Origin of the sequence: Streptomyces chromofuscus, from assembly GCF_015160875.1 — a bacterium.
Lineage (GTDB): Bacteria > Actinomycetota > Actinomycetes > Streptomycetales > Streptomycetaceae > Streptomyces > Streptomyces chromofuscus.
The window spans coordinates 4475462-4497974 of sequence record NZ_CP063374.1; the positions used below are offsets into that span (position 1 = coordinate 4475462).

At 71.2% G+C, this 22513-nt stretch carries 25 protein-coding genes and 2 pseudogenes; 20 read left to right on the forward strand and 7 right to left on the reverse strand.

What is annotated here, in order from left to right; genetic code table 11:
- Positions 1–36: 36 nt before the first annotated feature.
- Positions 37–777, reverse strand: coding sequence for a Clp protease N-terminal domain-containing protein (locus tag IPT68_RS20145; protein WP_189695702.1), 741 nt, complete (start codon positions 775–777; stop codon positions 37–39).
- A gap of 96 nt (positions 778–873) precedes the next feature.
- Between IPT68_RS20145 and IPT68_RS20150 the strand changes: the two genes are divergently transcribed.
- On the forward strand, positions 874–2073 hold the full coding sequence (locus IPT68_RS20150; protein ID WP_189695701.1) for a DUF2786 domain-containing protein: 1200 nt from the start codon (positions 874–876) through the stop codon (positions 2071–2073).
- A 65-nt stretch (positions 2074–2138) separates the two neighbouring features.
- On the opposite strand, the gene IPT68_RS20155 is transcribed toward IPT68_RS20150, so the two are convergent.
- The 3 genes and pseudogenes from IPT68_RS20155 to rpsN form a co-directional block, all read right to left on the reverse strand.
- Entirely contained in the window at positions 2139–2678 is a 540-nt protein-coding gene (locus IPT68_RS20155; protein ID WP_189695700.1) for a DUF4232 domain-containing protein, read from the reverse strand.
- 96 nt (positions 2679–2774) lie between these two features.
- Entirely contained in the window at positions 2775–3329 is a 555-nt protein-coding gene (locus IPT68_RS20160; RefSeq protein ID WP_228039781.1) for a hypothetical protein, read from the reverse strand.
- 438 nt (positions 3330–3767) lie between these two features.
- Positions 3768–3980, reverse strand: a pseudogene (gene rpsN, locus IPT68_RS20165) (30S ribosomal protein S14); the annotation flags it as partial.
- Between rpsN and IPT68_RS20170 the strand changes: the two are divergent.
- The 6 genes and pseudogenes from IPT68_RS20170 to IPT68_RS20195 all read left to right on the forward strand — a co-directional run.
- Positions 3975–4864, forward strand: a pseudogene (locus tag IPT68_RS20170) (GTP-binding protein); the annotation flags it as partial. The pseudogenes rpsN and IPT68_RS20170 overlap by 6 nt on opposite strands.
- Before the next feature lie 6 nt (positions 4865–4870).
- A complete protein-coding gene (rpsR, locus tag IPT68_RS20175) occupies positions 4871–5104 on the forward strand; it encodes a 30S ribosomal protein S18 (RefSeq protein WP_189695698.1) in 234 nt (77 codons plus the stop codon).
- Between the two features lie 165 nt (positions 5105–5269).
- Entirely contained in the window at positions 5270–5656 is a 387-nt protein-coding gene (locus IPT68_RS20180; RefSeq protein WP_228040582.1) for a VOC family protein, read from the forward strand.
- A gap of 7 nt (positions 5657–5663) precedes the next feature.
- Positions 5664–6029 (forward strand): ArsR/SmtB family transcription factor, encoded by a 366-nt coding sequence (locus IPT68_RS20185; RefSeq protein WP_189695697.1) that lies wholly within the window; start codon positions 5664–5666, stop codon positions 6027–6029.
- Positions 6026–6502, forward strand: coding sequence for an SRPBCC family protein (locus IPT68_RS20190; protein WP_189695696.1), 477 nt, complete (start codon positions 6026–6028; stop codon positions 6500–6502). Before IPT68_RS20185 ends, IPT68_RS20190 begins: the two co-directional genes overlap by 4 nt.
- A 146-nt stretch (positions 6503–6648) precedes the next feature.
- Complete coding sequence (locus tag IPT68_RS20195; RefSeq protein ID WP_373300471.1) at positions 6649–6948, forward strand: DUF397 domain-containing protein; 300 nt, start codon at positions 6649–6651, stop codon at positions 6946–6948.
- 94 nt (positions 6949–7042) lie between these two features.
- Here IPT68_RS20195 and IPT68_RS20200 read toward each other — a convergent pair whose 3' ends face one another.
- Entirely contained in the window at positions 7043–7531 is a 489-nt protein-coding gene (locus tag IPT68_RS20200; protein ID WP_228039782.1) for an ATP-binding protein, read from the reverse strand.
- A gap of 365 nt (positions 7532–7896) precedes the next feature.
- Here IPT68_RS20200 and IPT68_RS20205 point away from each other — a divergent pair, with 365 nt between their 5' ends.
- The 9 genes from IPT68_RS20205 (at position 7897) to IPT68_RS20245 (ending at position 15353) form a co-directional block, all read left to right on the forward strand.
- Entirely contained in the window at positions 7897–8721 is an 825-nt protein-coding gene (locus IPT68_RS20205; RefSeq protein ID WP_189696159.1) for a helix-turn-helix domain-containing protein, read from the forward strand.
- A gap of 93 nt (positions 8722–8814) precedes the next feature.
- Positions 8815–10275: an aldehyde dehydrogenase family protein gene (locus tag IPT68_RS20210; protein WP_189695694.1), complete on the forward strand. Its 1461-nt coding sequence runs from the start codon at positions 8815–8817 to the stop codon at positions 10273–10275.
- 55 nt (positions 10276–10330) lie between these two features.
- On the forward strand, positions 10331–10594 hold the full coding sequence (locus tag IPT68_RS20215) for a type II toxin-antitoxin system prevent-host-death family antitoxin (protein ID WP_189695693.1): 264 nt from the start codon (positions 10331–10333) through the stop codon (positions 10592–10594).
- Positions 10591–10842: a type II toxin-antitoxin system RelE family toxin gene (locus IPT68_RS20220; RefSeq protein ID WP_189695692.1), complete on the forward strand. Its 252-nt coding sequence runs from the start codon at positions 10591–10593 to the stop codon at positions 10840–10842. Before IPT68_RS20215 ends, IPT68_RS20220 begins: the two co-directional genes overlap by 4 nt.
- 67 nt (positions 10843–10909) lie before the next feature.
- The gene (locus tag IPT68_RS20225) at positions 10910–11551 is read left to right on the forward strand and encodes a PadR family transcriptional regulator (RefSeq protein ID WP_189695691.1); all 642 of its coding nucleotides are present in this window, start codon (positions 10910–10912) and stop codon (positions 11549–11551) included.
- An 87-nt stretch (positions 11552–11638) separates the two neighbouring features.
- Positions 11639–12601, forward strand: coding sequence for an ATP-binding cassette domain-containing protein (locus tag IPT68_RS20230; protein ID WP_189695690.1), 963 nt, complete (start codon positions 11639–11641; stop codon positions 12599–12601).
- Positions 12598–13374 carry an ABC transporter permease gene (locus IPT68_RS20235; protein WP_189695689.1) on the forward strand — a complete coding sequence of 259 codons (777 nt, stop codon included), beginning with the start codon at positions 12598–12600 and terminating at the stop codon, positions 13372–13374. Before IPT68_RS20230 ends, IPT68_RS20235 begins: the two co-directional genes overlap by 4 nt.
- Before the next feature lie 74 nt (positions 13375–13448).
- Positions 13449–14213 carry a MerR family transcriptional regulator gene (locus IPT68_RS20240; protein ID WP_189695688.1) on the forward strand — a complete coding sequence of 255 codons (765 nt, stop codon included), beginning with the start codon at positions 13449–13451 and terminating at the stop codon, positions 14211–14213.
- Between the two features lie 153 nt (positions 14214–14366).
- On the forward strand, positions 14367–15353 hold the full coding sequence (locus IPT68_RS20245) for a DedA family protein (protein WP_189695687.1): 987 nt from the start codon (positions 14367–14369) through the stop codon (positions 15351–15353).
- A 59-nt stretch (positions 15354–15412) separates the two neighbouring features.
- On the opposite strand, the gene IPT68_RS20250 is transcribed toward IPT68_RS20245, so the two are convergent.
- Both IPT68_RS20250 and IPT68_RS20255 read right to left on the reverse strand, forming a co-directional pair.
- Entirely contained in the window at positions 15413–17083 is a 1671-nt protein-coding gene (locus IPT68_RS20250; protein WP_189695686.1) for a threonine/serine exporter family protein, read from the reverse strand.
- A gap of 107 nt (positions 17084–17190) precedes the next feature.
- Entirely contained in the window at positions 17191–17682 is a 492-nt protein-coding gene (locus IPT68_RS20255; protein WP_053756473.1) for an inorganic diphosphatase, read from the reverse strand.
- A gap of 235 nt (positions 17683–17917) precedes the next feature.
- On the opposite strand from IPT68_RS20255, the gene dacB reads away from it, so the two are divergent.
- The 4 genes from dacB (at position 17918) to hpt (ending at position 22443) form a co-directional block, all read left to right on the forward strand.
- On the forward strand, positions 17918–19339 hold the full coding sequence (gene dacB, locus IPT68_RS20260; RefSeq protein ID WP_228039783.1) for a D-alanyl-D-alanine carboxypeptidase/D-alanyl-D-alanine endopeptidase: 1422 nt from the start codon (positions 17918–17920) through the stop codon (positions 19337–19339).
- Between the two features lie 93 nt (positions 19340–19432).
- Complete coding sequence (locus IPT68_RS20265) at positions 19433–20560, forward strand: zinc-dependent metalloprotease (RefSeq protein ID WP_189695684.1); 1128 nt, start codon at positions 19433–19435, stop codon at positions 20558–20560.
- Between the two features lie 196 nt (positions 20561–20756).
- Complete coding sequence (gene tilS, locus IPT68_RS20270) at positions 20757–21785, forward strand: tRNA lysidine(34) synthetase TilS (protein WP_189695683.1); 1029 nt, start codon at positions 20757–20759, stop codon at positions 21783–21785.
- Between the two features lie 97 nt (positions 21786–21882).
- Complete coding sequence (hpt, locus tag IPT68_RS20275; protein WP_020270244.1) at positions 21883–22443, forward strand: hypoxanthine phosphoribosyltransferase; 561 nt, start codon at positions 21883–21885, stop codon at positions 22441–22443.
- Positions 22444–22513: the final 70 nt, after the last annotated feature.

The following is a 22513-nucleotide window of genomic DNA, read 5'->3' on the forward strand; positions in this document are numbered from 1 at the left end:
GGCGTGTCCGCCTGCAGGTGCTGATACGACCGGGCGTCAGCCCTGTTCCCCCTCCTGCGCCTGCTGCACGTACTGGGCGAGTGCCTCGGCGACGTACGCCTCCGTGTCCTGCTTGGTGACGCCGAGGCCGGACAGAACGCCGTCGCCGTTCTCGAACTCCAGCAGGGCGAGGAGGATGTGCTCGGTGCCGATGTAGTTGTGGCCGAGGCGGAGGGCCTCGCGGAAGGTGAGTTCCAGGACCTTCTTGGAGTCCGACCCGTAGGGGACGAGTTCGGGAGCCTCCTCGGCGGCCGGCGGCAGCACCGCCCGCGCCGCCTCACGGACCGCCTCCAGGGTGACCCCCTGGGCCGTGATCGCCTTGACGGCCAGGCCTTCGGGCTGCGCCAGCAGGCCCAGGACCAGGTGCGTGGGCAGCCCCTCGGCGTGCCGCGCCTGCTTCGCCTCGCTGTGCGAGGCCACGACGACCGCGCGCGCCCGGGGCGTGTAGCGGCTGAAGCCCTGGCTGGGGTCGAGGTCCATGGACTCCTTCGGCACGAAGCGCTTCTGCGCGGCCTGCCGGGTGACGCCCATGCTTTTGCCGATGTCCGTCCAGGACGCGCCGGAACGGCGGGCCTGGTCCACGAAGTGGCCGATCAGGTGGTCGGCCACGTCGCCCAGGTGCTCCCCGGCGAGCACAGCGTCCTGGAGCTGGTCGAGGGGCTGGTCGTGGACCTTCTTGATGGCCGCGATGAGGTCGTCGAGACGGATGGATGACGTGATGTCGGGGTTCGTCGCCATGCGTCAACCGTAGGTTGACAGTCGCGGAGCGTCAACCCCGAGTTGACACCTTGGGCCGTCGGCGCGGGCTCCCGCGCCGCATGACACGATCCTCAGGTGGACACCAGCACCGTCGACCGGGCCTTCCAGGTCGCCCTCTACGCCCCCACCGACGACCACGCCGCCCTCGACACCGGCGCGTCCCTGCTCGCCTCGGACCCCACGGCGGACGCGGAACTCGCCCGGCGCGGCGTGGAACTCGTCGCCGGGACCTGGCGGCGGGGCTGGCAGCCCGCCGACGTCGTACGGATCGTCCGGCGCGACCTGGACGACGTGCACGAACGCCTCATATCGGCGCTGATCCTCGAACAGGCGCCGCACGACCGCCCGCGCGGACACCGCTGGGCGGCGCAACTGGCCCGGCTCGCCGAAGGGGCTGCCGCCGCGCCTTCCCGCACCGACCGCTTCACGCACGCCACCGCCGTCCTGGAGCTGTACCGCCTGCTGCTCCGCCTGCCCACCCTGGAGGACCTCGACGAGACGGGGACCGGGCAGGGAGCGCCCCCGACCTCCAGGTCGCACGCCCGTACGACGTCCGAGTCCCGCATGCTGGCCCGCATCCGCGCGCTGCTGGCGAAGGCCGAGGCGACCGGGTTCCCGGAGGAGGCGGAGGCGCTCAGCACCAAGGCGCAGGAACTGATGGCGCGGCACAGCATCGACGAGGCGCTGCTGGCCGGCCAGGGGCCGGGTGGCGGCGGGCCGACGGCCTGGCGGATCGGCGTCGACCAGCCGTACGAGCAGGCCAAGGCGGTGCTGCTGGATGCGGTCGCCTCCGCCAACCACTGCCGCGCGGTGTGGAACGAGCCGCTTGGCCACTCCACCGTCGTCGGCTTCGAGACCGACCTCGAGGTGGTCGAACTCCTCTACACCTCGCTCCTCGTGCAGGCCACGACCGCGATGACGAAGGCGGAGGCCGCTCAGCGTGCGGGGGGCCGCAGGCGTACGAAGACCTTCCGGCAGTCCTTCCTCGCCGCGTACGCCCACCGCATCGGCACCCGCCTCGCCTCCGCCGCCGAACAGGCCGCCGAACAGGCCGCCGAACAGGCCGCCGAAGAGGCCGCCGGCGAGGCCCGCGCGGCCGGCTCCCTGCTCCCGGTCCTGGCCTCCCGCGAGGTCGCGGTCACCGAACGCATGGAAAGCATGTTCCCGGACACGACCACGACCCGGCTGCGCGGAGTCACCGACGCGGCGGGCTGGACGGAAGGCTCACGGGCGGCGGACCGCGCGGAGGTCAGATCCCGCCGCCGCCTCGACTGACGAGGCGCCCCCAGCAACAGACGGACGTGTCCATGAACGTCGGACGGGTGCGATCCGCCCCCCTTTCAGTCGCCCGCCTGCGCGAACGCCCCCACCGAGGCGTTCGGCGCGCCACCCGTGACCAGCGCGACAGGACCGTACGACCACGGGAAACTCTGGGTCTCCGAAGCTCCCGGCAGGCCGATCTTCACCTTCGTCACGTCGAGGCTCTCGGCGCCGCCCGCCTCGCCCCGCACGTACGTGATCGTGAACGTCGTCGGCGTGTCCTTGGCCAGCGTCAGCTGCTGCGCCGTGGCGGCCTCGTCCGACGGTACGGTCGCGGACGTGTCGTCCGCTTCCAGAGCGACGGTGGGGAAGCCGTCCAGGACGCACTCGGCGCCCTGGTTGGTGACGGTGACGGGAACGTTGCCGGTGTCCCCGGCGACGGGCGCGGCGTTGGCCGGGCCGACCTCCACGCCGACCTGGTCGAGCGCACAGGCGGCGGAGTTCTTCAGGCCGCCGCCGCTGTCATCCCCCTCACCGCCGCTGTCACCGCCCCCGCAGGCGGTCAGCAGCAGGGCGGCGGCGAGGGCGGCGGAGCCGAGAGTGAGCGAAGTGGCGCGCATGAGTGGATCCCCTGGGTTCTTGACGATGCCCCTGGATCATCACGCATGCCGCCGTGACGCGCTCACCCGCCCCGTCCCCGAACGCGTCACCTCGTCTCACGAGCCGGGTCCCGCCGTGGGCAACCCGGACGGCAGCTTCCCGCCCTCGGCCTTGGTGTACGTCTCCTCGCCGAGCCCGCCGTCCCACGTGACCGTCAGACGGGTGGCGCTGACGGAGCCGACCGTGCCCGTGCCGCGTTCGTCCTTGCCGTTCGAGCAGGTGAGCCGGATCGTCTGCGTGCCCGACGTCTCGCTCACGCGCCCGCTGCACACGGTCCCGCCGCTGGCGAACAGCCCCGCGTTCTCACCGGTGACCACCAGCGCCACCGCCTGACCCTCGCTGGTGGCGAGCCAGCTGCCCTCCAGTTCCCCGGCAGCGGCGGACGGCGAACCACCACCGCCACCGGCTCCGGCCGACGACGCACCAGGGCTGGGAGTGGCACGCGCGGAAGCCCCGCCCGAATCCGAACCCGAGCCTCCGTCCCCGCCCCCGCTGCAGGCGGTCAGCACGACCACCCCCACCACAACCGCGGCCACGGCCGCGATCCGCACCCGTCCGCGCCGCACGCCGCGCGCGCGGGCCACCGAAGTCGTCGCGGAAGTCACTTGCATGCCCCCAGGGGTGAGCCGGTAGCCAGTAGCCGGTCGGCCGTACGCACGAACCGCCGAGCCGCATTCCTTACAGCCGATTGCCGTACAGCCGTACGGCCACACAGTCACGAGGTCCTACAGCCACCCGATCCCAAAACACCACAACCGGACTGCCATACGACCGGACGGCACGACGACCAGAAGGCCCTACGACCGGACGGCCTTACGAGCACACGGCCCTACGAGCGCACTGTCTGACAACCACACGCTGTCACGACCACACAGCCCTATGACCATCCAGACCCAAGACCATCCGGTCTTACGACCGCACCGTCCTACGACCACACAGCCCGACGATCATCCGGCCTCAAGTCCAGACGGCCTGACGACCACACAGCCTGACGACCGCATTGCCGTACAGCCCTATGACCGCAGCAAGCTACCAGCCCGTAACCGCGCCTACCAGGACGACGTCCGCACCCCCGGCAGATGCCCCGCGTGCGCCTGCTCCCGCAGACCCACCCGCGACAAGCCGAACGCCCGGAAGTACCCGCGGGGCCGCCCGTCCAGCTGGTCCCGATGGCGTACGCGCGTGGCACTGGCGTCACGGGGCTGCGCGCGCAACTCCCGCTGCGCGGCGAGCCGTTCCGGCTCCGTCGACGACGGGACACGCCGCTCGCGGTCGTCGAGCTGTGGGACTCCGTCGAGCCGAAGGCCATGGCCGAGGTGGTCGCGTCCGGCGGGCTCACGGTCACCGGCGTGATCACCGCCGTCGCCCCCGCACTGCTGCTGCCGTACCTCGGCAACGGCGACGACCTCGCCGAGGGCGGCCTCGCCGCGGCCGCCACCGACCGACGGACCGTCGCCGACACCTTCGCGCGGCAGCTGGAGTACGCCCCCGTCCTCGCCGTCCTGGACTCCCCGGAGGCCGACGACGAGGACCGCGAACTGCTGGCCCAGTTGCACCCGACGGCCCGCCAGGTCACGATCGGCTCCGCCGGCCCGGCGGGCGGCGCGCCGTCACCCCTGGCCGAGGCCGCCCTCGCCTGCTTCGACGTGGAGGCCGCCGCCACGGCCCAGCACCCGCCTGCGCGCTGCTGCCCGCCGAGGCCGACGCGCACGGCGTCTCCACCCTCGTCTGGCACCGGCGCCGCCCCTTCCATCCCGAGCGGCTCTACCAGGCGCTGGAGGACCTGACCGGCGCCGCCGTGCGCAGCCGGGGCCGGTTCTGGCTCGCCGACAGGCCGGACACGCTGCTGCACTGGGACGCTGCCGGCGGCGCCCTGTGCGTGGAGAGCGCGGGTCCGTGGCTCGCCTCGCTGCCCGACGCGGCGTGGGAGATGGTGCCGCCGGTGCGCCGCGCCGCCGCAGCGCTGGACTGGCACCCGGAGCACGGTGACCGCTGCCAGCACCTGGTGTTCACGTCCCCCGCCCTGGACCGCGAGGGGCTGGCGCACCTGCTGGAGTCCTGCCTGCTCACCAACGCCGAGTACGCCGGCGGGCGCGATGCCTGGAAGCGGTTGCCGTCCGCCTTCGACACGCTCCTGGAGGTCTGACCCCGCATGCCCCGCACGACCGACCGCAAGCCCGCGAAGAACCGCCCCAACCCGCTGGACCAGGCCGGGATCACGTACATCGACTACAAGGACACCGACCTGCTGCGGAAGTTCGTCTCCGACCGCGGCAAGATCCGCAGCCGCCGTGTCACCCGCGTCTCCGCCCAGCAGCAGCGCCTGCCGGCCCGCGCGATCAAGAACGCCCGGGAGATGGCGCTGCTGCCGTACTCCAGTCGCTGAGGGCCTGGCGCCGGACCCGCTCATCGGTAGGAGATTCCCTACGTTTGACGTGTAGGGAATCTCCTACCTATTGTCGTTCCCATGAGCAACCCGATGAGCAGCCCCGCGAGCGACCCGACGAGTGACTCCCCGAGCACCCCGACGAGTGATTTCGTCGGCGAGCCCTTGAGCCCCCGCACCCACATCACCCACGCCTCCTTCGTCACGCTCCCCGTCGCCGACCAGGACCGGGCCCTGCGCTTCTACACCGAGGTCCTCGGCTTCGAGGTCACCGCCGACCTCCGGATGCCGCCCGGGCGGTGGCTCCAGGTCGCCCCGCGCGGCGCGCAGACCGTGTTCACACTGTCCGGTCCCGGGATGGGCGGTTTCGAGCCCGGTTCCACCCGGGGGATCATGTTGGTCACGACCGATGTCGACGCCGACTGCGCCCGGCTCGCCGAGGCGGGCGTCCCGGTGGAGGGCCCGGACGACCAGCCCTGGGGACGGATGGCCGCCTTTCGGGACCCCGACGGCAACGGTCTGATGCTGCTCACGGAGAAGGAAGGCCTCTGACGACGCCATGACCACGACCAGGGCCGGGACGGGTGCCACCGCCGACGCCGCCGACCGTGTTTTCGCCGCGCTCGCCAACGCCACCCGCCGCGAGGTGCTGCGGCTGCTGCGCGACGGCGGGCCGCAGCCCGTCCAGGCCCTGGCCGATCACTTCGACATGCGCCGGCCCAGCCTCTCCGAGCATCTGAAGGTGCTCCGGGACGCCGGGCTGGTCTCCGAGCAGCGCTGCGGCCGGCAGCGCATCTACCGCCTGGAGGCGGCCCCGCTCGCCGACGTACAGGACTGGCTCCACCCGTACGAGCGGTTCTGGCGCGAGCGGATGAGGGGCCTCGGTGATCTGCTCGACCGCATGCCCGACGATGAACCGACATGAACATCCCGCCCCACGCCGCGGACGACGACGACCTCACCGTCGTCCGCGTCGACCAGTTCTTCCCGCACCCGCCGGCCAAGGTCTGGCGGGCGCTGACCGATCCCGAACTGCTGGCGCAGTGGCAGATGCCGGGCTCGCGGGACTTCCGCCTGGAGGTCGGCCACCGCTACCGGATGACCTCCGTGCCCCGCCCCGGCACCAACTTCTCCGGTGTCGTGGAGGTGAGCGTGCTCGCCTTCGACGCAGAGCGGATGCTGCGCGTCCGGTGGGCGGACCCCGATCCCGCCAACGCGGCGGACTGGACCATCACGTGGACGCTGGAACAGGAAGGGCGCGGAACGCGTCTGTTCCTAGTGCACGAAGGATTCGATCCTGACGATCCGGCACAGTTGATGGCGCGGAAGATCATGGACGGGGGCTGGCGGTCGCATGTCATGCGAGCCCTGGGGCAGACGCTGGAACGACTTCGGTGAAACGGTCGTCAGAGCTGTAACCACAGGAACACCCCTCGTGCACGTGCATCTGCCCATGCATTTGCACATGAACAGAGCTATGATCCGCCTCAGTTGACTACTGCATCCATGGCCACACCAGCCAGTGCACCACCGGGGAGCGACCTGTGGATCACGACGTGTACGACGGTGACGTGTACGACGGTGACGTACGCCACGGCGCCGGCGCGTCCGGCGTGTACAACGGCATGGCCGCCACGAAGCTGCGCGGGGTGGCCTGGCAGAAGAGCCGGCACAGCAACTCGCAGGGTTCGTGCGTGGAGTTCGCGCGGCTGCCGGGCGGGAGAGTGGCGGTGCGCAACTCGAACTTCCCGGACGGGCCGGCGCTCGTCTACACGCGCGCGGAGATAGAGGCGATGCTTCTGGGCGTGAAGGACGGCGAGTTCGACCACCTGATAGTGGGCTGAGACCGCGAGGCGTCGCCCCGGTGGCGCGCCGTCGTCGACGGGCGACACACGGTGACGCGCGTAGAACCTCGGCACCAGAGGGTGCCGAGGTTGTTCAGCCTGCGGGTTGCAGCCGGAACATCGCCCAGACGACCTTGCCGCTCAGCGTGCCCGCCAGCGGGTGCCAGCCCCAGCTGTCGCAGAAGGAGTCGACGAGGAACAGCCCGCGACCGGACTCCGCCGAGAAGTCGTCGGCCTCGCGTGCGACCGGACTGTCGTTGCTGGGGTCGCGCACCGCGCACACCAGCCGCTCGGTCCAGCGCATCAGGTGCAGCCGCACCTGCGGCGGTTGGTGTCCGTCCTGGGCCGGCGGGCGCGGGGGCACGGCCGGCAGGGCGTGCCGCAGGGCGTTGGTGACCAGTTCGGAGACCACCAGGCAGACGTCGTCGAAACGGTGCCCCACCTCCCACTGGTCGAGCGTTCTGCGGGTGAACTGCCGTGCCTCGCGCACCGCTTCGTAGCGGGCGGGCAGGGCGCAGGAGGCTGCGTTGGACACGGCGGTGGGATCCAGCGGCGGAAGGCCCTGCCGTAAAGGCTCGAGCATGGTCGATCCATTCGTCCCCATGCGAGGCACTCCCCCGGGAGTTCGCGGTCGTGGCGATGCGGCGGTGGCGCGGGACCATGGTTTCGGATGCGTACAGCAGATGCAAGGGCAGATGCACGTGCACGGGACCGAAATGGACCCTACCGTGCCACTTGTTGGCCATTTTTTCCGCCAACTTCACGTCGTCGGCATGCCCTCTCCTTGCCCCCCGAGTCTCCGGGCTGATCCAGAATCTTTGGCTTCTTTCCATCTGTGTAATCGGACGAGTACAGCTCGGAGTGTTTTAGTGGCAGACTGCGGGCCCTGAAGACGGTTGGGGAGGCTGGAACGTGAGCGCGGGAGAGCCCGGATCGGTGGTGCGGCGGATGCTGCTCGGCTCGCAACTCAGGCGGCTGCGAGAGGCGCGCGGCATCACGCGCGAGGCGGCGGGTTATCACATCCGCGCCTCGGAGTCGAAGATCAGCCGGATGGAGCTGGGCCGGGTGAGCTTCAAGACGAGGGACGTCGAGGACCTGCTGACGCTGTACGGAATCGTGGACGAGACGGAGCGGACGTCGTTGGTGTCCCTCGCACGCGAGGCCAATGTCGCGGGTTGGTGGCACAGCTACTCGGACGTCCTGCCGAGCTGGTTCCCCACCTATGTGGGCCTGGAGGGCGCGGCGTCCCTGATCCGGGTGTATGAAGTGCAGTTCGTGCACGGGCTGCTCCAGACCGAGGCGTACGCGCGTGCCGTGGTCCGGCGCGGCATGCAGGGCGCCAGTGACGCCGACGTGGAGAAGCGCGTCGCGCTGCGGCTGGAGCGGCAGAAGCACCTCGTCTCCGAGAACGCCCCCGACTTCCACATCGTCCTCGACGAGGCCGCCCTGCGCCGCCCCTACGGCGACCGCGAGGTGATGCGCGGCCAGCTCCAGCATCTGATCGAGTTCTCGGAGCGGCCCAACGTGCGGCTGCAGATCATGCCGTTCAGCTTCGGCGGCCACTCCGGCGAGTCGGGCGCCTTCACCATCCTCAGCTTCCCGGAGTCCGACCTGTCCGACGTGGTGTACCTGGAGCAGCTCACCAGCGCGCTGTATCTGGACAAGGCGGAGGACGTCGCCCAGTACGAGAAGGCGCTGAAGGAACTCCAGCGGGACAGCCCCGGGCCGGCCGAGAGCCGGGACCTGCTCAGGGGGCTGCTCCAGCTCTCCTGAAGGGTTGCCTGAGAGTCACCACAACTCCCTTGCATCACCAGTACGATGACGCGTGATCAGGCACTGCTTCATCGGCAGGGATTGAGGGATCACATGTCGTCCTACTTCACCGACCTGGCTCAGCAGTACATCGACGGCGAGTGGCGTCCGGGCACGGGTTCCTGGGACATCATCGACTTCAACCCGTACGACGGTGAGAAGCTGGCCGCGATCACCATAGCGACGGTCGACGAGATAGATCAGGCCTACCGTGCCGCCGCCCGCGCCCAGCGGCAGTGGGCCGACGCCGGGTCCCACGCCCGCCGCGCGGTGCTGGAGAAGGTGCTGGGGCTGGTCGTGGAGCGCGAGCAGGAGCTCACCGAGGCGATCATCGCCGAGCTGGGCGGCACGCGCGTGAAGGCCGGCTTCGAGCTCCACCTCGCCAAGGAGTTTCTGCGTGAGGCCGTGAGCCTCGCGATGCGCCCCGAGCACCGCCTGATCCCCTCCCCGGACCCGGGCAAGGAGAACCGCCTCTACCGCCTTCCGGTCGGCGTCGTCGGTGTGATCAGCCCCTTCAACTTCCCGTTCCTGCTGTCCCTGAAGTCGGTCGCCCCGGCCATCGCCCTGGGCAACGCCGTCGTCCTCAAGCCCCACCAGGACACCCCCGTCGTGGGCGGCACCGTCATCGCCAGGCTCTTCGAGGAGGCGGGACTGCCCGCCGGTGTGCTCAACGTCGTGGTCACCGACATCGCGGAGATCAACGACGCCTTCCTGGAGCACCCGGTCCCCAAGGTCATCTCCTTCACCGGCTCCGACAAGGTCGGCCGGCACGTCGCCGCCGTCTGTGCCCAGCACTTCAAGCGCGCGGTCCTCGAACTCGGCGGCAACAGCGCGCTGGTGGTCCTGGACGACGCCGATCTCGACTACGCCGTCGACGCGGCCGTCTTCAGCCGTTACGTCCACCAGGGCCAGGTCTGCATGGCCGCCAACCGCATCCTCGTGGACCGCTCGGTCGCCGACGCCTTCACGGAGAAGTTCGTGGCCAAGGTGAGCGGCCTCAGGACCGGTGACCCGAGCGACCCGGAGACGGTCATCGGCCCGCTGATCAACTCCTCGCAGTCCGAGGCGATCACGTCCGTCGTCGAGCAGGCGGTGGCCGAGGGCGCCACCGCGCTGGTGCGCGGGTCCACGCGCGGCAACCTGGTCGAGCCGTCGGTCCTCACCGACGTACCGGCGGACTCGGGGCTGCTCCGCCAGGAGATCTTCGGCCCGGTCGCCCTCCTGGTGCCCTTCGACGGCGAGGAGGAGGCCGTGCGCCTCGTCAACGACACCCCGTTCGGCCTGAGCGGCGCCGTGCACACCGCGGACGTCGAACGCGGCGTGCGCTTCGCCCAGCGCATCGACACCGGGATGTTCCACGTCAACGACGGCACCGTGCACGACGAGCCGCTCGTCCCCTTCGGCGGCGAGAAGCACTCCGGCGTGGGACGCCTGAACGGCGAGACGACGCTGGAAGCGTTCACGACGCTGAAGTGGATCTCGGTCCAGCACGGGCGAAGCGCCTTCCCGTTCTGAGGGTCGCTCCCGGCGGCGGGCCCTGCCGACATGCATCTAGGTGTCCACTAGATGCATGTCTGCTACTTATCCCATCGCTGAGGCGCGAGGCAAGCTCGGTGACCTTGCCCGGCGAGCGGCGCAGCACGAGCACATCACTCTGACCGACCGCGGCGTTCCCGCGGCCGTCCTCATCTCGCCTGCCGAGCTGGAGGACCTGGAGGACGCCCTGGCGCTGGCTCGCCTGGAGCGCGACCGCGCCCCCGGGCGTACCGAGGCCCCGATACCGCACGACGAGGCTCGCCGAGCGCTGCTCGACGCTGCCGGGAGGGGCGAGTGACCTGGACGGTTCTGTGGGAGCCGGCCGCGCTCAACGCAGCCACGGGGCACCTCAAGGAGGACCCGCAGGGTGTCGACTCGCTCTTGCGGGCCACTGACCAGCTCGCCCGCAACGAGCGGCCGGAGGGTTCCCGCGCCTGGGGCGCCGACCATCGCCGCCTCCATCACGGCCCCTGGCGCATCTCGTACCGCGTCGACCCGGGCTCGCGCGCGATCCACGTCGAGCACGTCGGCCGCAGGGTCGTGTGACCGAGCCGCGGCGGGCTGACCGGGGTGGACCTCGGGTGCCGCGGCACGGCGGCCTAACCTTGACCCCATGTCAGCGATCCGTCTCCTCGTGCTCGGTGCAGTCCGTCAGCACGGGCGGGCCCACGGGTACCAGGTGCGCAACGACCTGGAGTACTGGGGCGCGCACGAGTGGTCCAACGCCAAGCCCGGCTCGATCTACCACGCCCTGAAGCAGATGGCCAAGCAGGGCCTCCTGCACGCGCACGAGATCGCGCCCTCCACCGCGGGCGGCCCGCCGCGCACCGAGTACGAGATCACCGAGGCGGGCGACCGGGAGTACTTCACCCTCCTGCGCGACGCGCTGACCTCGTACGACCAGAAGGTCGACGTCAAGTCCGCGGCCATCGGCTTCATGGTCGACCTGCCGAGGGCCGAGGCGGTGGCCCTGCTCAAGGAGCGCATCCGGCGCATCGAGGAGTGGCGGGGCGCCGTCACCGACCACTACGTCCCCGAGGAGGGCCCGGAGCAGCTGGGCCACATCGGCGAGATCATGAACCTCTGGATCCACACGGCCGACGCCGAGGCCGAGTGGGCCCGAGGCGTGATCGGCCGCATCGAGGGCGGTGCCTACACCTTCGCCGGCGAGGGCGAGCCGTTCGTCGGCGTGCTCGCCGAGGGCGAGGAGAACCCGTACGCGACGGGGGAGCGGCATCCTGGGGACGCCAGCTAATCAAGTTTGACCAATGTCTTGCCGGGCATTACGTTGACCCCGGTAGTCAATTTTGATTATGGAACCGACCGGCGAGGGAGTGGCCCAGTGGCCGACACGGCGATCACCGTCGTAGGAGCAGGCAAGAAGTACGGCCGAGGAAATGACGTCAAGCAGGCGCTCGACGGGCTCGACCTCACGGTCGGGCGCGGCGCGGTCCACGCGGTGCTCGGCCCGAACGGCGCCGGCAAGACCACCCTGGTCCGCGTCCTGTCCACCCTGCTGCGCCCCGACGCGGGCCGGGTCGAGGTGGCGGGGCACGACGTCGTGCGGGAGGCGTACGAGGTGCGGCGGCGCATCGGGCTGCTCGGCCAGCACGCCGCCGTCGACGAGGAGCTGAGCGGCGCGCAGAACCTGGAGATGTTCGGCCGCCTGTACCACCTGGGTTCCCGGCACGCGCGCGTGCGGGCCGGTGAGCTCCTGGAGCGCTTCGGTCTCGCCGACACCGGCCGCAAGGCCGTCAAGCAGTACAGCGGCGGCATGCGGCGCCGCCTGGACCTCGCCGCGTCCCTGATCACCGACCCGGAGGTGCTGTTCCTGGACGAGCCGACCACCGGCCTCGACCCGCGCGGCCGCGCCGAGGTGTGGGCGTCGGTGCGCTCCCTGGTCGGCGGCGGTACGACGGTGCTGCTCACCACGCAGTACCTGGAGGAGGCCGATCAGCTCGCCGACCGCATCTCCGTCGTCGACCGGGGCCGGGTCGCCGCCGAGGGCACGGCGGACGAACTGAAGGCGCTGACCGGCGGCGACCGGATCGACGTCGTCCTGCGCGACGCGGATCGGCTCGGCACCGCCGCCGCACTGCTTCCCGTACCCGCCCACGACGTCACCGTCGACGCCGACCGGCGACTGCTCAGCGCGCCGGTCACCGACCGGATGGCGGCGCTCGCCGGGGTCGTACGGGCCCTCGCGGAGGCCGGTGTCGAGGCCGAGGACGTGGCGCTGCGCCGCCCCACTCTGGACGAGGTGTTCCTGCACCTCACCGCGGACCGCGCGAAGGAGACCGCATGACCGCGCTCGCCACGACCGCCCACGCACTCACCGACTCCTGGACCATGACCCGCCGTGAACTGGCCCACTGGGCACGGCAACCGGTCCAGGTGGCCGTGGGCGTCGCCTTCCCCGTGATGCTGCTGGTGATGTTCGGCTACCTGATCGGCGGCGGCCGGGCCGTCACCGGCGACTACATCGACTACCTGCTGCCCGGGATGCTCGCGCTCACCATGGCCTTCGGCCTGGAGGGCACGATGATCGCCGTCACCGAGGACCTCAACAAGGGGGTGATCGACCGCCTCCGCTCCATGCCCATGACCAACGGGGCCGTTCTGGTGGGGCGTTCGGCCGCCGACATGCTCCAGTCGGCGCTCGCCCTGACCGTGCTCATCGGGGTCGGCCTCGCGCTGGGCTGGCGTGCGCACGGCGGGCCGGTGGCCTTCCTCGGGGCCGTCGGGCTGCTGCTGCTGTTCCGTTTCGCCATGCTGTGGATCGGCATCCACCTGGCGATGGTCGCCGGGAAACCGGAACTGGTGCAGGCCGTGCAGATCCTCGTCTGGCCGGTCGGCTTCCTGTCCAACGCCATCGCCGCCCCCGAGGGCATGCCCGGCTGGCTCGGCACGGTCGTCCAGTGGAACCCGATGTCCCAGACGGCGACGGCCGTGCGCGACCTGTTCGGCAACCCCGGCGGTGAGACCGGACACGTGTGGGCGGCGGTCGTATGGCCGCTGGCGCTGCTCGCGCTCTTCTTCCCGCTGGCGGTACGGCGTTTCGCGCGCCTGAGCCGATGACGCCGCCGACGGGGACTTGCACCTAACGTGGCGTGAGGGCTCAGCGTGGAGGGCGTACCGAGAAGGGAGCGGAAGTGAGCTACTCCGTGGGACAGGTCGCCGGGTACGCCGGGGTCACGGTGCGCACCCTGCACCACTACGACGACATCGGCCTGCTCGTCCCGAGCGAGCGCAGCCACGCGGGCCACCGTCGCTACAGCGACGCCGACCTCGACCGGCTGCAGCAGATCCTGTTCTACCGAGAGCTCGGCTTCCCGCTCGAGGAGGTCGCCGTCCTGCTCGACGACCCGGAAGCGGACCCGCGCGCACACCTGCGCCGCCAGCACGAACTGCTGACCGCCCGGATCGAGAAGCTGCGGAAGATGGCGGCGGCCGTGGAGCACGCCATGGAGGCACGCAGGATGGGCATCAACCTCACACCCGAGGAGCGGTTCGAGGTGTTCGGGGACAAGGACCCCGAGCAGTACGCGGAGGAGGCGGAAGCGCGCTGGGGCGGCACCGAGGCGTACGCCGAGTCGCAGCGCCGCGCCGCGAGCTACACCAAGGAGGACTGGCAGCGCATGCAGGCGGAGGTGGCCGACTGGGGCGAGCGCTACGACGCCCTGATGGCGGCCGGTGAGCCGCCGACGGGCGAGCGGGCCATGGCCATGGCCGAGGAGCACCGGCAGCACATCTGCACGTGGTTCTACGAGTGCCCGTACGAACTGCACCAGTGCCTGGGTGAGATGTACGTTTCCGACGAGCGCTTCAAGGCGTTCTACGAGGCCATGCGCCCCGGGCTCGCCGAGCACCTGAGGGACGCGATCACCGCGAACGCGGCCCGTCACCCTTCCCGGTGACGGGTGGTGCTCTGCCCGGACCGGTCGCACAGCTTGGTCCGGGCAGAGCCACAGGGCATCCTGTACAGGCCCCTGGAACCTGGGCGTCCAGTGCTGCGTTGGTACGTTTGACCACCAGTCCCCGCCCGCCCCACCAGCAGGAGCCACAATCCCGTGACCACGCTTGCGCTCGGCCCTGAGTGGCTCAGCCCGGACTACCTGATCGAGACCTTCAGCCTGCCCGGCATCCTGCTGATCGTCTTCGCGGAGTCCGGCCTCTTCGCCTTTCTACCCGGCGACTCCCTGCTGTTCACGGCGGGCCTCTTCGTGGCCGAGGGCACATACATCAGCCAGCCGCTGTGGCTGGTGTGCACCCTGATCGTGCTGGCCGCCGTCATCGGCGACCAGGTCGGCTACATGATCGGCAAATTCTTCGGCCCGAAGCTCTTCAACCGTCCGAACTCCAAGCTCTTCAAACAGGAGAACCTGGAGAAGGCTCACGAGTTCATGGAGAAGTACGGCCCCAAGGCGATCGTCCTGGCCCGCTTCGTTCCGATCGTGCGCACCTTCGCGCCCATCGTGGCGGGCGCGGGCCGCATGAAGTACCGCACGTTCCTCGTGTACAACATCATCGGCGGCATCGCCTGGGGCACGGGCGTCACCCTCGCCGGCTACTGGCTCGGCCAGATCGGCTTCATCAAGACCAACGTCGAGGCGATCCTCATCCTGATCGTCTTCGTCTCGGTCGTGCCGATCATCGTCGAGTACCTCCGCGAACGCTCCAAGAAGAAGCGCGCGGCGGCCGAGACCCCGGCCGGCCCGCCCCAGCAGCAGCCCGTGATGGACGACGCCACGACCCGGCTCCGCCGCATAGAGCCGGACCACCGGGGCGACCAGGGGTACGGCAACCAGGGCTACGGCCGGGAGGGCGACTACGGCCGGCAGGGGTACGGCAACCAGGCCTACGGCAACCAGGGCTACGACGACCAGGCGTACGGCAACCAGGGCTACGGCGACCGTGGTTACGACGACCAGGGTTACGGCGACCAGGGCCACCAGCAGCAGTACCCGCAGCAGCAGCCCTATGCCCCGCAGCAGCAGCCGTACGCCCCGCAGCACCCGCAGCAGCAGTACCCGTACGACCCTTACCGACAGAGCTGAAACGCCCCTGGGGCCGGGGACTGCGCGGGCACCCGGCCCGAGCCGGTGGGCACCCGGTATCAGAATCCTCGCGTCCGCTTCGCGGCCCGCCGCCCCCCGGCGGCAGCGCCCGGCACCCGCAGGAACAACCGCGAGATCTCCGACCCCAGATTCACCCCGATCGCGATGGCCATCGCCAACGCCGCGGCCTTGGTCAGCGAACCCAGGCCCGGGTCCACGTCGTTCTGCGCGATCGACAGCAGCCCGAAGTAGGTCGCGGAGCCCGGCAGCAGCGGCCCGATCGCGGCCGTCGTGTACGGCAGCGCGGACGCGTACCGGTACCGCGACAGCAGCTGCCCGAACAGCCCCACCAGCCCCGCCGCCACGGCCGTGGAGGCGACCGGCGAGATGCCCCCGGCGTAGTGCATCGCCCCGTACACGCTCCACGCGACGCCCCCGTTCAGCGTCACCGCGAGGACGGTGGAGCGTTCCTGCTGCAGCAGCACGGCGAAGGTCAGCGACAACAGCATCGACGCGACGATCTGCAGAACCGGCCGCTCCGCGATGTTCAGCGCCGCGTCGGGGTTGAGCTGGGCGCCGAGCTGGACGCCGAAGTACAGCACCACCAGCACGCCGGCGACGATGCCGACGAAGAAGTACATGACCTCCAGCAGGCGTGCCGCCGCCGTGATGTAGAAGCCCGTCAGCCCGTCCTGCACGCCCGCCACCAGCGCCCGCCCGGGCAGCAGCGCGAACAGCCCACCGGTGATGACGGCGGACGCCTTCACGTCGACGTGCAGCAGCGTGAGCGCGACCCCCATCGCGGCCGGCGGCATCGCGGCCACCGTGAACTGGTAGAACTCCGGCAGCCCGCGCCCCGCGCACAGCCAGGCCAGCCGGTCGCCGAGCATCGCGCCCAGCGCGGCGGCGACGAACACGATCAGGTCACCGCCGACGAGGACGGAGGCGGCGCCGGCGAGCAGCCCGCTCGCGGAGGTGAGCACCCAGGTGGGATACGGATGCCGGTTGCGGCGGATCTCCGCCAGGCGCCGGTAGGCCTCCTCGAGGGAGATGTGGGTCTCGGGGTCGCTGAGGTCGTCGACGAGCTGGAAGACGGCCGCGAGGCGGGTGTAGTCGGTGCCCCGGCGGCGTACCGTCCGGGCCGCCGACACGGGGTCGTCGACGAGGGACGGCTGGTACGAGATCGACAGCAGCGTGAAGGTGACGTTCGGCTCGCAGCGGTCCAGGCCGTAGGAGCGGCACACCGCGAACATCGCCGCCTCCACGTCCTCGGCGCCCTCGCCGCCGGCCAGCAGCAGCTCACCGATGCGCAGGGTCAGGTCCAGGACGCGCGGGACGGCCGGGCCGGCCTCGTCCTCGCTCTTCGGCACCGGCTCCGGCGCGGGCCGCTCGGCGACCGGCAGCCGCAGCATGGTGCGCATCCGGTCCTGCCAGGGCACGTCCTTGGTGAGCCGGACCGCGGGGATCCCGCTCGCGGGCGTGAAGGCGGCCGGCGCGCTGCCCGAGCTGTAGGTTCTCGGCGGACTGAACGCCGACCCCTCGGACTCGGCGGCCGGCGGCGACGGGACGTCGAGCCCGTCCGGCACGGCGAACTCGGACGTCGTCTCCGACTCGCCCCCCGCCTTGGCGACGTCCAGCCCCGCCGGGATCGCGAACTCGGATGTGACCTCGGGGTCGAACGTGGTCCTGACCTCGTCCGACTGCGGCTTGCGGTCCTGCGCCTCCGTCACGTAAGCAGCGCTCCCTGTACGACACACACAACAGGCCTCAGTATGCGCACCGACATGCGGACGGGCCGCACGCGTACGCGTGCGGCCCGCCTACCCAGGACGAGGGGTCAGTGACCGCCCTGCTCCTTGAAACGCTTGTAGGACCGCTCGATCTCCGCCTCGGCCTCGGTCCGGCCCACCCAGTTGGCGCCCTCGACGGACTTGCCGGGCTCCAGGTCCTTGTAGACCTCGAAGAAGTGCTGGATCTCCAGGCGGTCGAACTCCGACACGTGGTGGATGTCACGCAGGTGCTCCACGCGCGGGTCGTGGGCCGGCACGCACAGCAGCTTGTCGTCGCCGCCCGCCTCGTCGGTCATCCGGAACATGCCGATCGCACGGCACTGGATGAGGCAGCCGGGGAACGTCGGCTCGTCCAGGATGACCAGCGCGTCCAGCGGGTCGCCGTCCTCGCCGAGGGTGTTCTCGACGAAGCCGTAGTCGGCCGGGTAGCTGGTCGACGTGAACAGGCGGCGGTCCAGGCGGATGCGTCCGGTCTCGTGGTCCACCTCGTACTTGTTGCGCGAACCCTTCGGGATCTCGATCGTGACGTCGAACTCCACCGGTGGCTCCTCCATGATCAGCACACAGTTCTGGTGGTTAAGTGTCCCTCACGCAGCTGTGTGATCGCGAAAGGGGCTGGTGGTCGTGCCCGAGCTGAGGCCTTGGCGGGCCGCGAGACCGCATGTGACGCGGGTCGCGAACGCCGTACGTCCCCGTCTCGTCCGGGCCCGCGCGGCCACCACACCCCGGGTCACCCGGTGGGCGTCGGCCGCGAAACCGCAGGTCGGAAGGGCGATGGGGACGAACCCGTGGCCGTACACCGCGGTCGCCGCCACCGCGGGCCTCGTGCTGGCCGCCGGTGTGGTGACGGCCGCGGGGCCCTGGGACTCCTCAGGCCAGCGTACGGCGGAGCGGGACCGGGCCGCCGCCCAGGACGACGCGGGTGGCGCAGATCACGACGGCGCCCCCGGCGTGGCCGGCGCGCCGAAGCCCGCGCCCAGCGCGGCCACGGTTCTGACCGGCCTCGGCGGCGTCGCCGACGTCCCCGGGTCGGCACCGAACGCCAAGGCCCTGGCCGCCGCCCTGGACCCCCTGCTCGCCGACCCGGCCCTCGGCGGCCGCCGCAGCGCCGTCGTCGTCGACCTGACCACCGGCAAGCGGCTCTACGGCAGCGGCACCGACGACGCCCTCACCCCCGCCTCCACCACGAAGATCGCCACCGCGGTCGCCGCCCTGTCCGCCCTCGGCGCCGACCACCGCCTGACCACCCGGACCGCCTACGAGCCGGACACGAAGGAACTCGTCCTCGTCGGCGGCGGCGACCCCACCCTCACGGCCCGCGAGGACAGCGCGGGCCAGGCGAGCCTGCGCACCCTGGCCGCCCGGACCGCGGCCGCCCTGAAGCAGCGCAAGGTGCGCGAGGTGACCCTGTCGTACGACACGACGCTGTACGCCGGGCCCGAGGTTCACCCCATCGGGGTCAACGACAACCTCGCCGCCGTCACCGCCCTGATGGCCGACGAGGCCCGCACCGACGGCTCGACCAGCGGGCCGGTGCCGCGCGTGCCGGACCCGGCGGCGGACGCCACCCGGCAGTTCGCCCGGTTCCTCAAGGACCAGGGGATCAAGACGACGTCCCCCGGCCCCTCCAAGGCCACCCGGCGCGCCCAGCCCCTCGCCCAGGTCCAGTCGCCGCCCCTGTCGGCCCTGGTCGAGCGCATGATGACCAACAGCGACAACGACATCGCCGAGGCCCTCGCCCGCCACACCGCCCTCGCGGCCGGCGAACGCGCCGACTTCGCCGGGGCCGGACGCGCCATCCGCGCCCAGCTGACCAAGCTCGGCCTGCCGCTGCGGGGCGCCCGCTTCGCGGACGGCAGCGGCCTGAACCGTGAGGGCAGGCTCAGCGCCGGCCTGCTGACGCGCCTGCTGCTGAAGGCCGCCGACCCGTCCCACCCCGAACTGCGCCCCACGCTCACCGGCCTGCCGGTGGCCGGCTTCACCGGCACGCTCAGCGACCGGTACGCCGACGGCGCGGGCGGCATCGTGCGCGCCAAGACCGGCACCCTCACGGGGGTGAACACCCTGGCCGGGACGGCGGTCACCCGTAACGGCCATGTCCTGGGCTTCGCCTTCATGGCGTCGGAGACGGCCGACGTGACGGCGGCCCGAACGGCCCTGGACCGGGCGGCCACGGCCCTGACGACGTCCCGCTGACCCGCGGACCCGGGGCCGCACCCCCGCGCCCCAGGGGTCGGCACCGGCCGCCACGCCCTGCCCGAAGCGCGACCGCTCACGTACCGTTGACGCATGACGAGCATCGGTGCTTCCTCCGGGATGGTCGACTGGAACCTCGCGGTGGCGACCGCGACCCGGCTCGTGCGGCCGGGCCCAGAAGTGACCCGCGACGAGGCCCGGGCCGTCGTCGCGGAACTTCGCCGGCACGCAAAGGCCTCCGAGGAGCACGTCCGGGGCTTCACCCGGCTCGGCACCGAGGAGACCCACGACACCCCCGTCCTCGTGGTCGACCGGCCCGGCTGGGTCCGGGCCAACGTCGCCGGATTCCGGGAACTCCTCAGGCCGCTGCTGGACAAGATGCAGGAACGGCGCGGCAACTCCACCGGGGGCGCGGTCCTCGGCGCCGTGGGCGGCAAGGTCACCGGCGTGGAACTGGGCATGCTGCTGTCCTTCCTCGCCTCCCGCGTCCTCGGCCAGTACGAGACCTTCGCCCCGCCCGCCCGCGACCTCCCCGCCGGCGAGAACGGCGGCGGCCGCCTGCTGCTCGTCGCCCCGAACATCGTGCACGTCGAACGCGAACTCGACGTCGAACCGCACGACTTCCGCCTGTGGGTGTGCCTGCACGAGGAGACCCACCGCACCCAGTTCTCCGCCGTGCCGTGGCTGAGGGACCACCTGGAGGGCGAAATCCAGTCGTTCCTGGCGGAGACCGACGTCGACCCCATGACCGTCCTCGAACGCGTCCGCGAAGCCGCGCAGACCCTCGCCGGGGGCCGCCCCGAGGGCGAGGAGGACGACGGCGGCCGGTCCCTGGTGGAACTGGTGCAGACCCCCGCCCAGCGGGAGATCCTCGGCCGGCTCACCGCCGTGATGTCGCTGCTGGAGGGCCACGCCGACTTCGTGATGGACGGCGTCGGCCCGGACGTCGTACGGACCGTCGGGGAGATCCGCGAGAAGTTCCAGCAGCGGCGCGCCAAGGGCGCCTCCCGTCTGGACCTCGCCCTGCGCAAGCTGCTCGGCCTGGACGCCAAGCTCCGGCAGTACCGGGACGGCGAGCGCTTCGTGCGGGCCGTGGTCGACGAGGTCGGCATGGCCGGCTTCAACCGCGTGTGGACCTCCCCGAACACCCTCCCGACCAAGTCGGAGATCGCCAAACCGGCGGACTGGATCACACGGGTGCATCGCAGGAGTGACACATGAGCACGGGGTGAGACCGTCGTGAGCCGAATCCGGCCGACGGCAGGCGAACGCCCCTCCAATCACCCGTCCGAGGGACCGTGAGCCCTGGGTAGGCGTGCAATGCTCGGGGAACGGCCCGGTTCTGTCACCATCTACACACTCTGTGTGACCGAGCTCGGGCTCACCCCCGAAAAAACTTCATGAAGGGAACCGGACAATGGGTCCCCATCCTGCGGTCGCGGCGATACGCCTGGCGGTCCGCCGCGTCCTCCACGACATCCTCAACGAGCACACCTCCACGGCCCGCACCCCCGACCCCCACGAGCGTCCCCCCTCCCCGCTCGTGCTCGTCGCGTGCTCCGGCGGCGCCGACTCCATGGCGCTGGCCTCGGCGCTCGCCTTCGAGGCCCCCAAGCTGGGCATCCGCGCGGGCGGCGTCACCGTCGACCACGGCCTGCAACCCGGCTCCGACCTGCGCGCCGAGGAGGTCGTGCTGCGGCTGCGCGAACTCGGCCTCGACCCGGTCGAGTCCACCGCCGTGCGCGTCGGACGCGACGGAGGCCCCGAAGCCGCCGCCCGGGACGCCCGGTACGCCGCGCTCGACGCCGCCGCCGTACGTCACGGAGCCGCCGCCGTCCTGCTCGGGCACACCCGCGACGACCAGGCCGAAACCGTCCTGCTCGGCCTCGCCCGCGGCTCCGGCATCCGCTCCCTGTCCGGAATGGCCGCGGTCTCGGGGGCCGGCGGCCGTTACCGGCGTCCGTTCCTCCACCTCGACCGGCAGACCGCCCGCAAGGCCTGCATGGTCCAGTCCCTGCCGGTCTGGGACGACCCGCACAACGCGGATCCGGCCTACACCAGATCGCGACTGCGGCACGAGGGACTGCCCGCGTTGGAGAAGGCGCTCGGCAAGGGCGTCGTCGAGGCGCTCGCCCGGACGGCCCAGCTCTCCCGCGACGACGCCGATGCCCTCGACACCTGGGCCACCCAGGCCGAGGCCACCGTCCGCGACGCCGCCGACGGCCTGCAGTGCGCCAAGTTGTACGCCCTGCCGCCCGCGGTGCGCCGCCGGATCCTGCGCCGGGCCGCCATCGAGGCCGGTGCGCCGCCCGGCTCCCTGTTCGCCCGCCACATCGAGGAAGTCGACCGGCTGATCACCTGCTGGCGCGGCCAGGGAGCCATCAATCTCCCGGGCAAAGTCGTCGCCCAGCGGCAGGGTGGCAGACTGGTGATTCGGCAAGGCTGAATCCGGGACCCTCCCACCGGACCGTGCGCACGGTCCGAAACGGGCCGCTCACGCGGTCGGGAACGTCCGGAGACGGCCGGTGGTACGACCGAAAGTGATGCGGGTGGACGCGAAAGACATGGGTGCCGACCTCCAGCAGGTGCTCATCACCAAGGAAGAGATCGACGCGAAGCTGGCCGAGCTGGCCGCGAAGATCGACGCGGAGTACGCGGGCAAGGACCTGCTGATCGTCGGCGTCCTCAAGGGCGCGGTGATGGTCATGGCCGACCTCGCCCGGGCGCTGTCCACCCCGCTCACCATGGACTGGATGGCGGTGTCCTCCTACGGCGCGGGCACCCAGTCCTCCGGTGTCGTGCGGATCCTCAAGGACCTCGACACCGACATCAAGGGCAAGCACGTCCTCATCGTCGAGGACATCATCGACTCCGGCCTGACCCTGTCCTGGCTGATCTCCAACCTCGGCTCGCGTGAGCCCGCCTCGCTGAAGGTGTGCACGCTGCTGCGCAAGCCGGAGGCCGCGAAGGTCGCCATCGACGTGGAGTGGGTCGGATTCGACATCCCCAACGAGTTCGTCGTGGGCTACGGCCTCGACTACGCCGAGAAGTACCGCAACCTCCCGTTCGTCGGTACGCTCGCGCCCCACGTCTACGGCGGCTGAGCCGGACGGCCCAAGCCTTGTAGGACGATCGGGAACCCTGGCGGGTTGCGCGCCGTTGGAGCATGCAGAC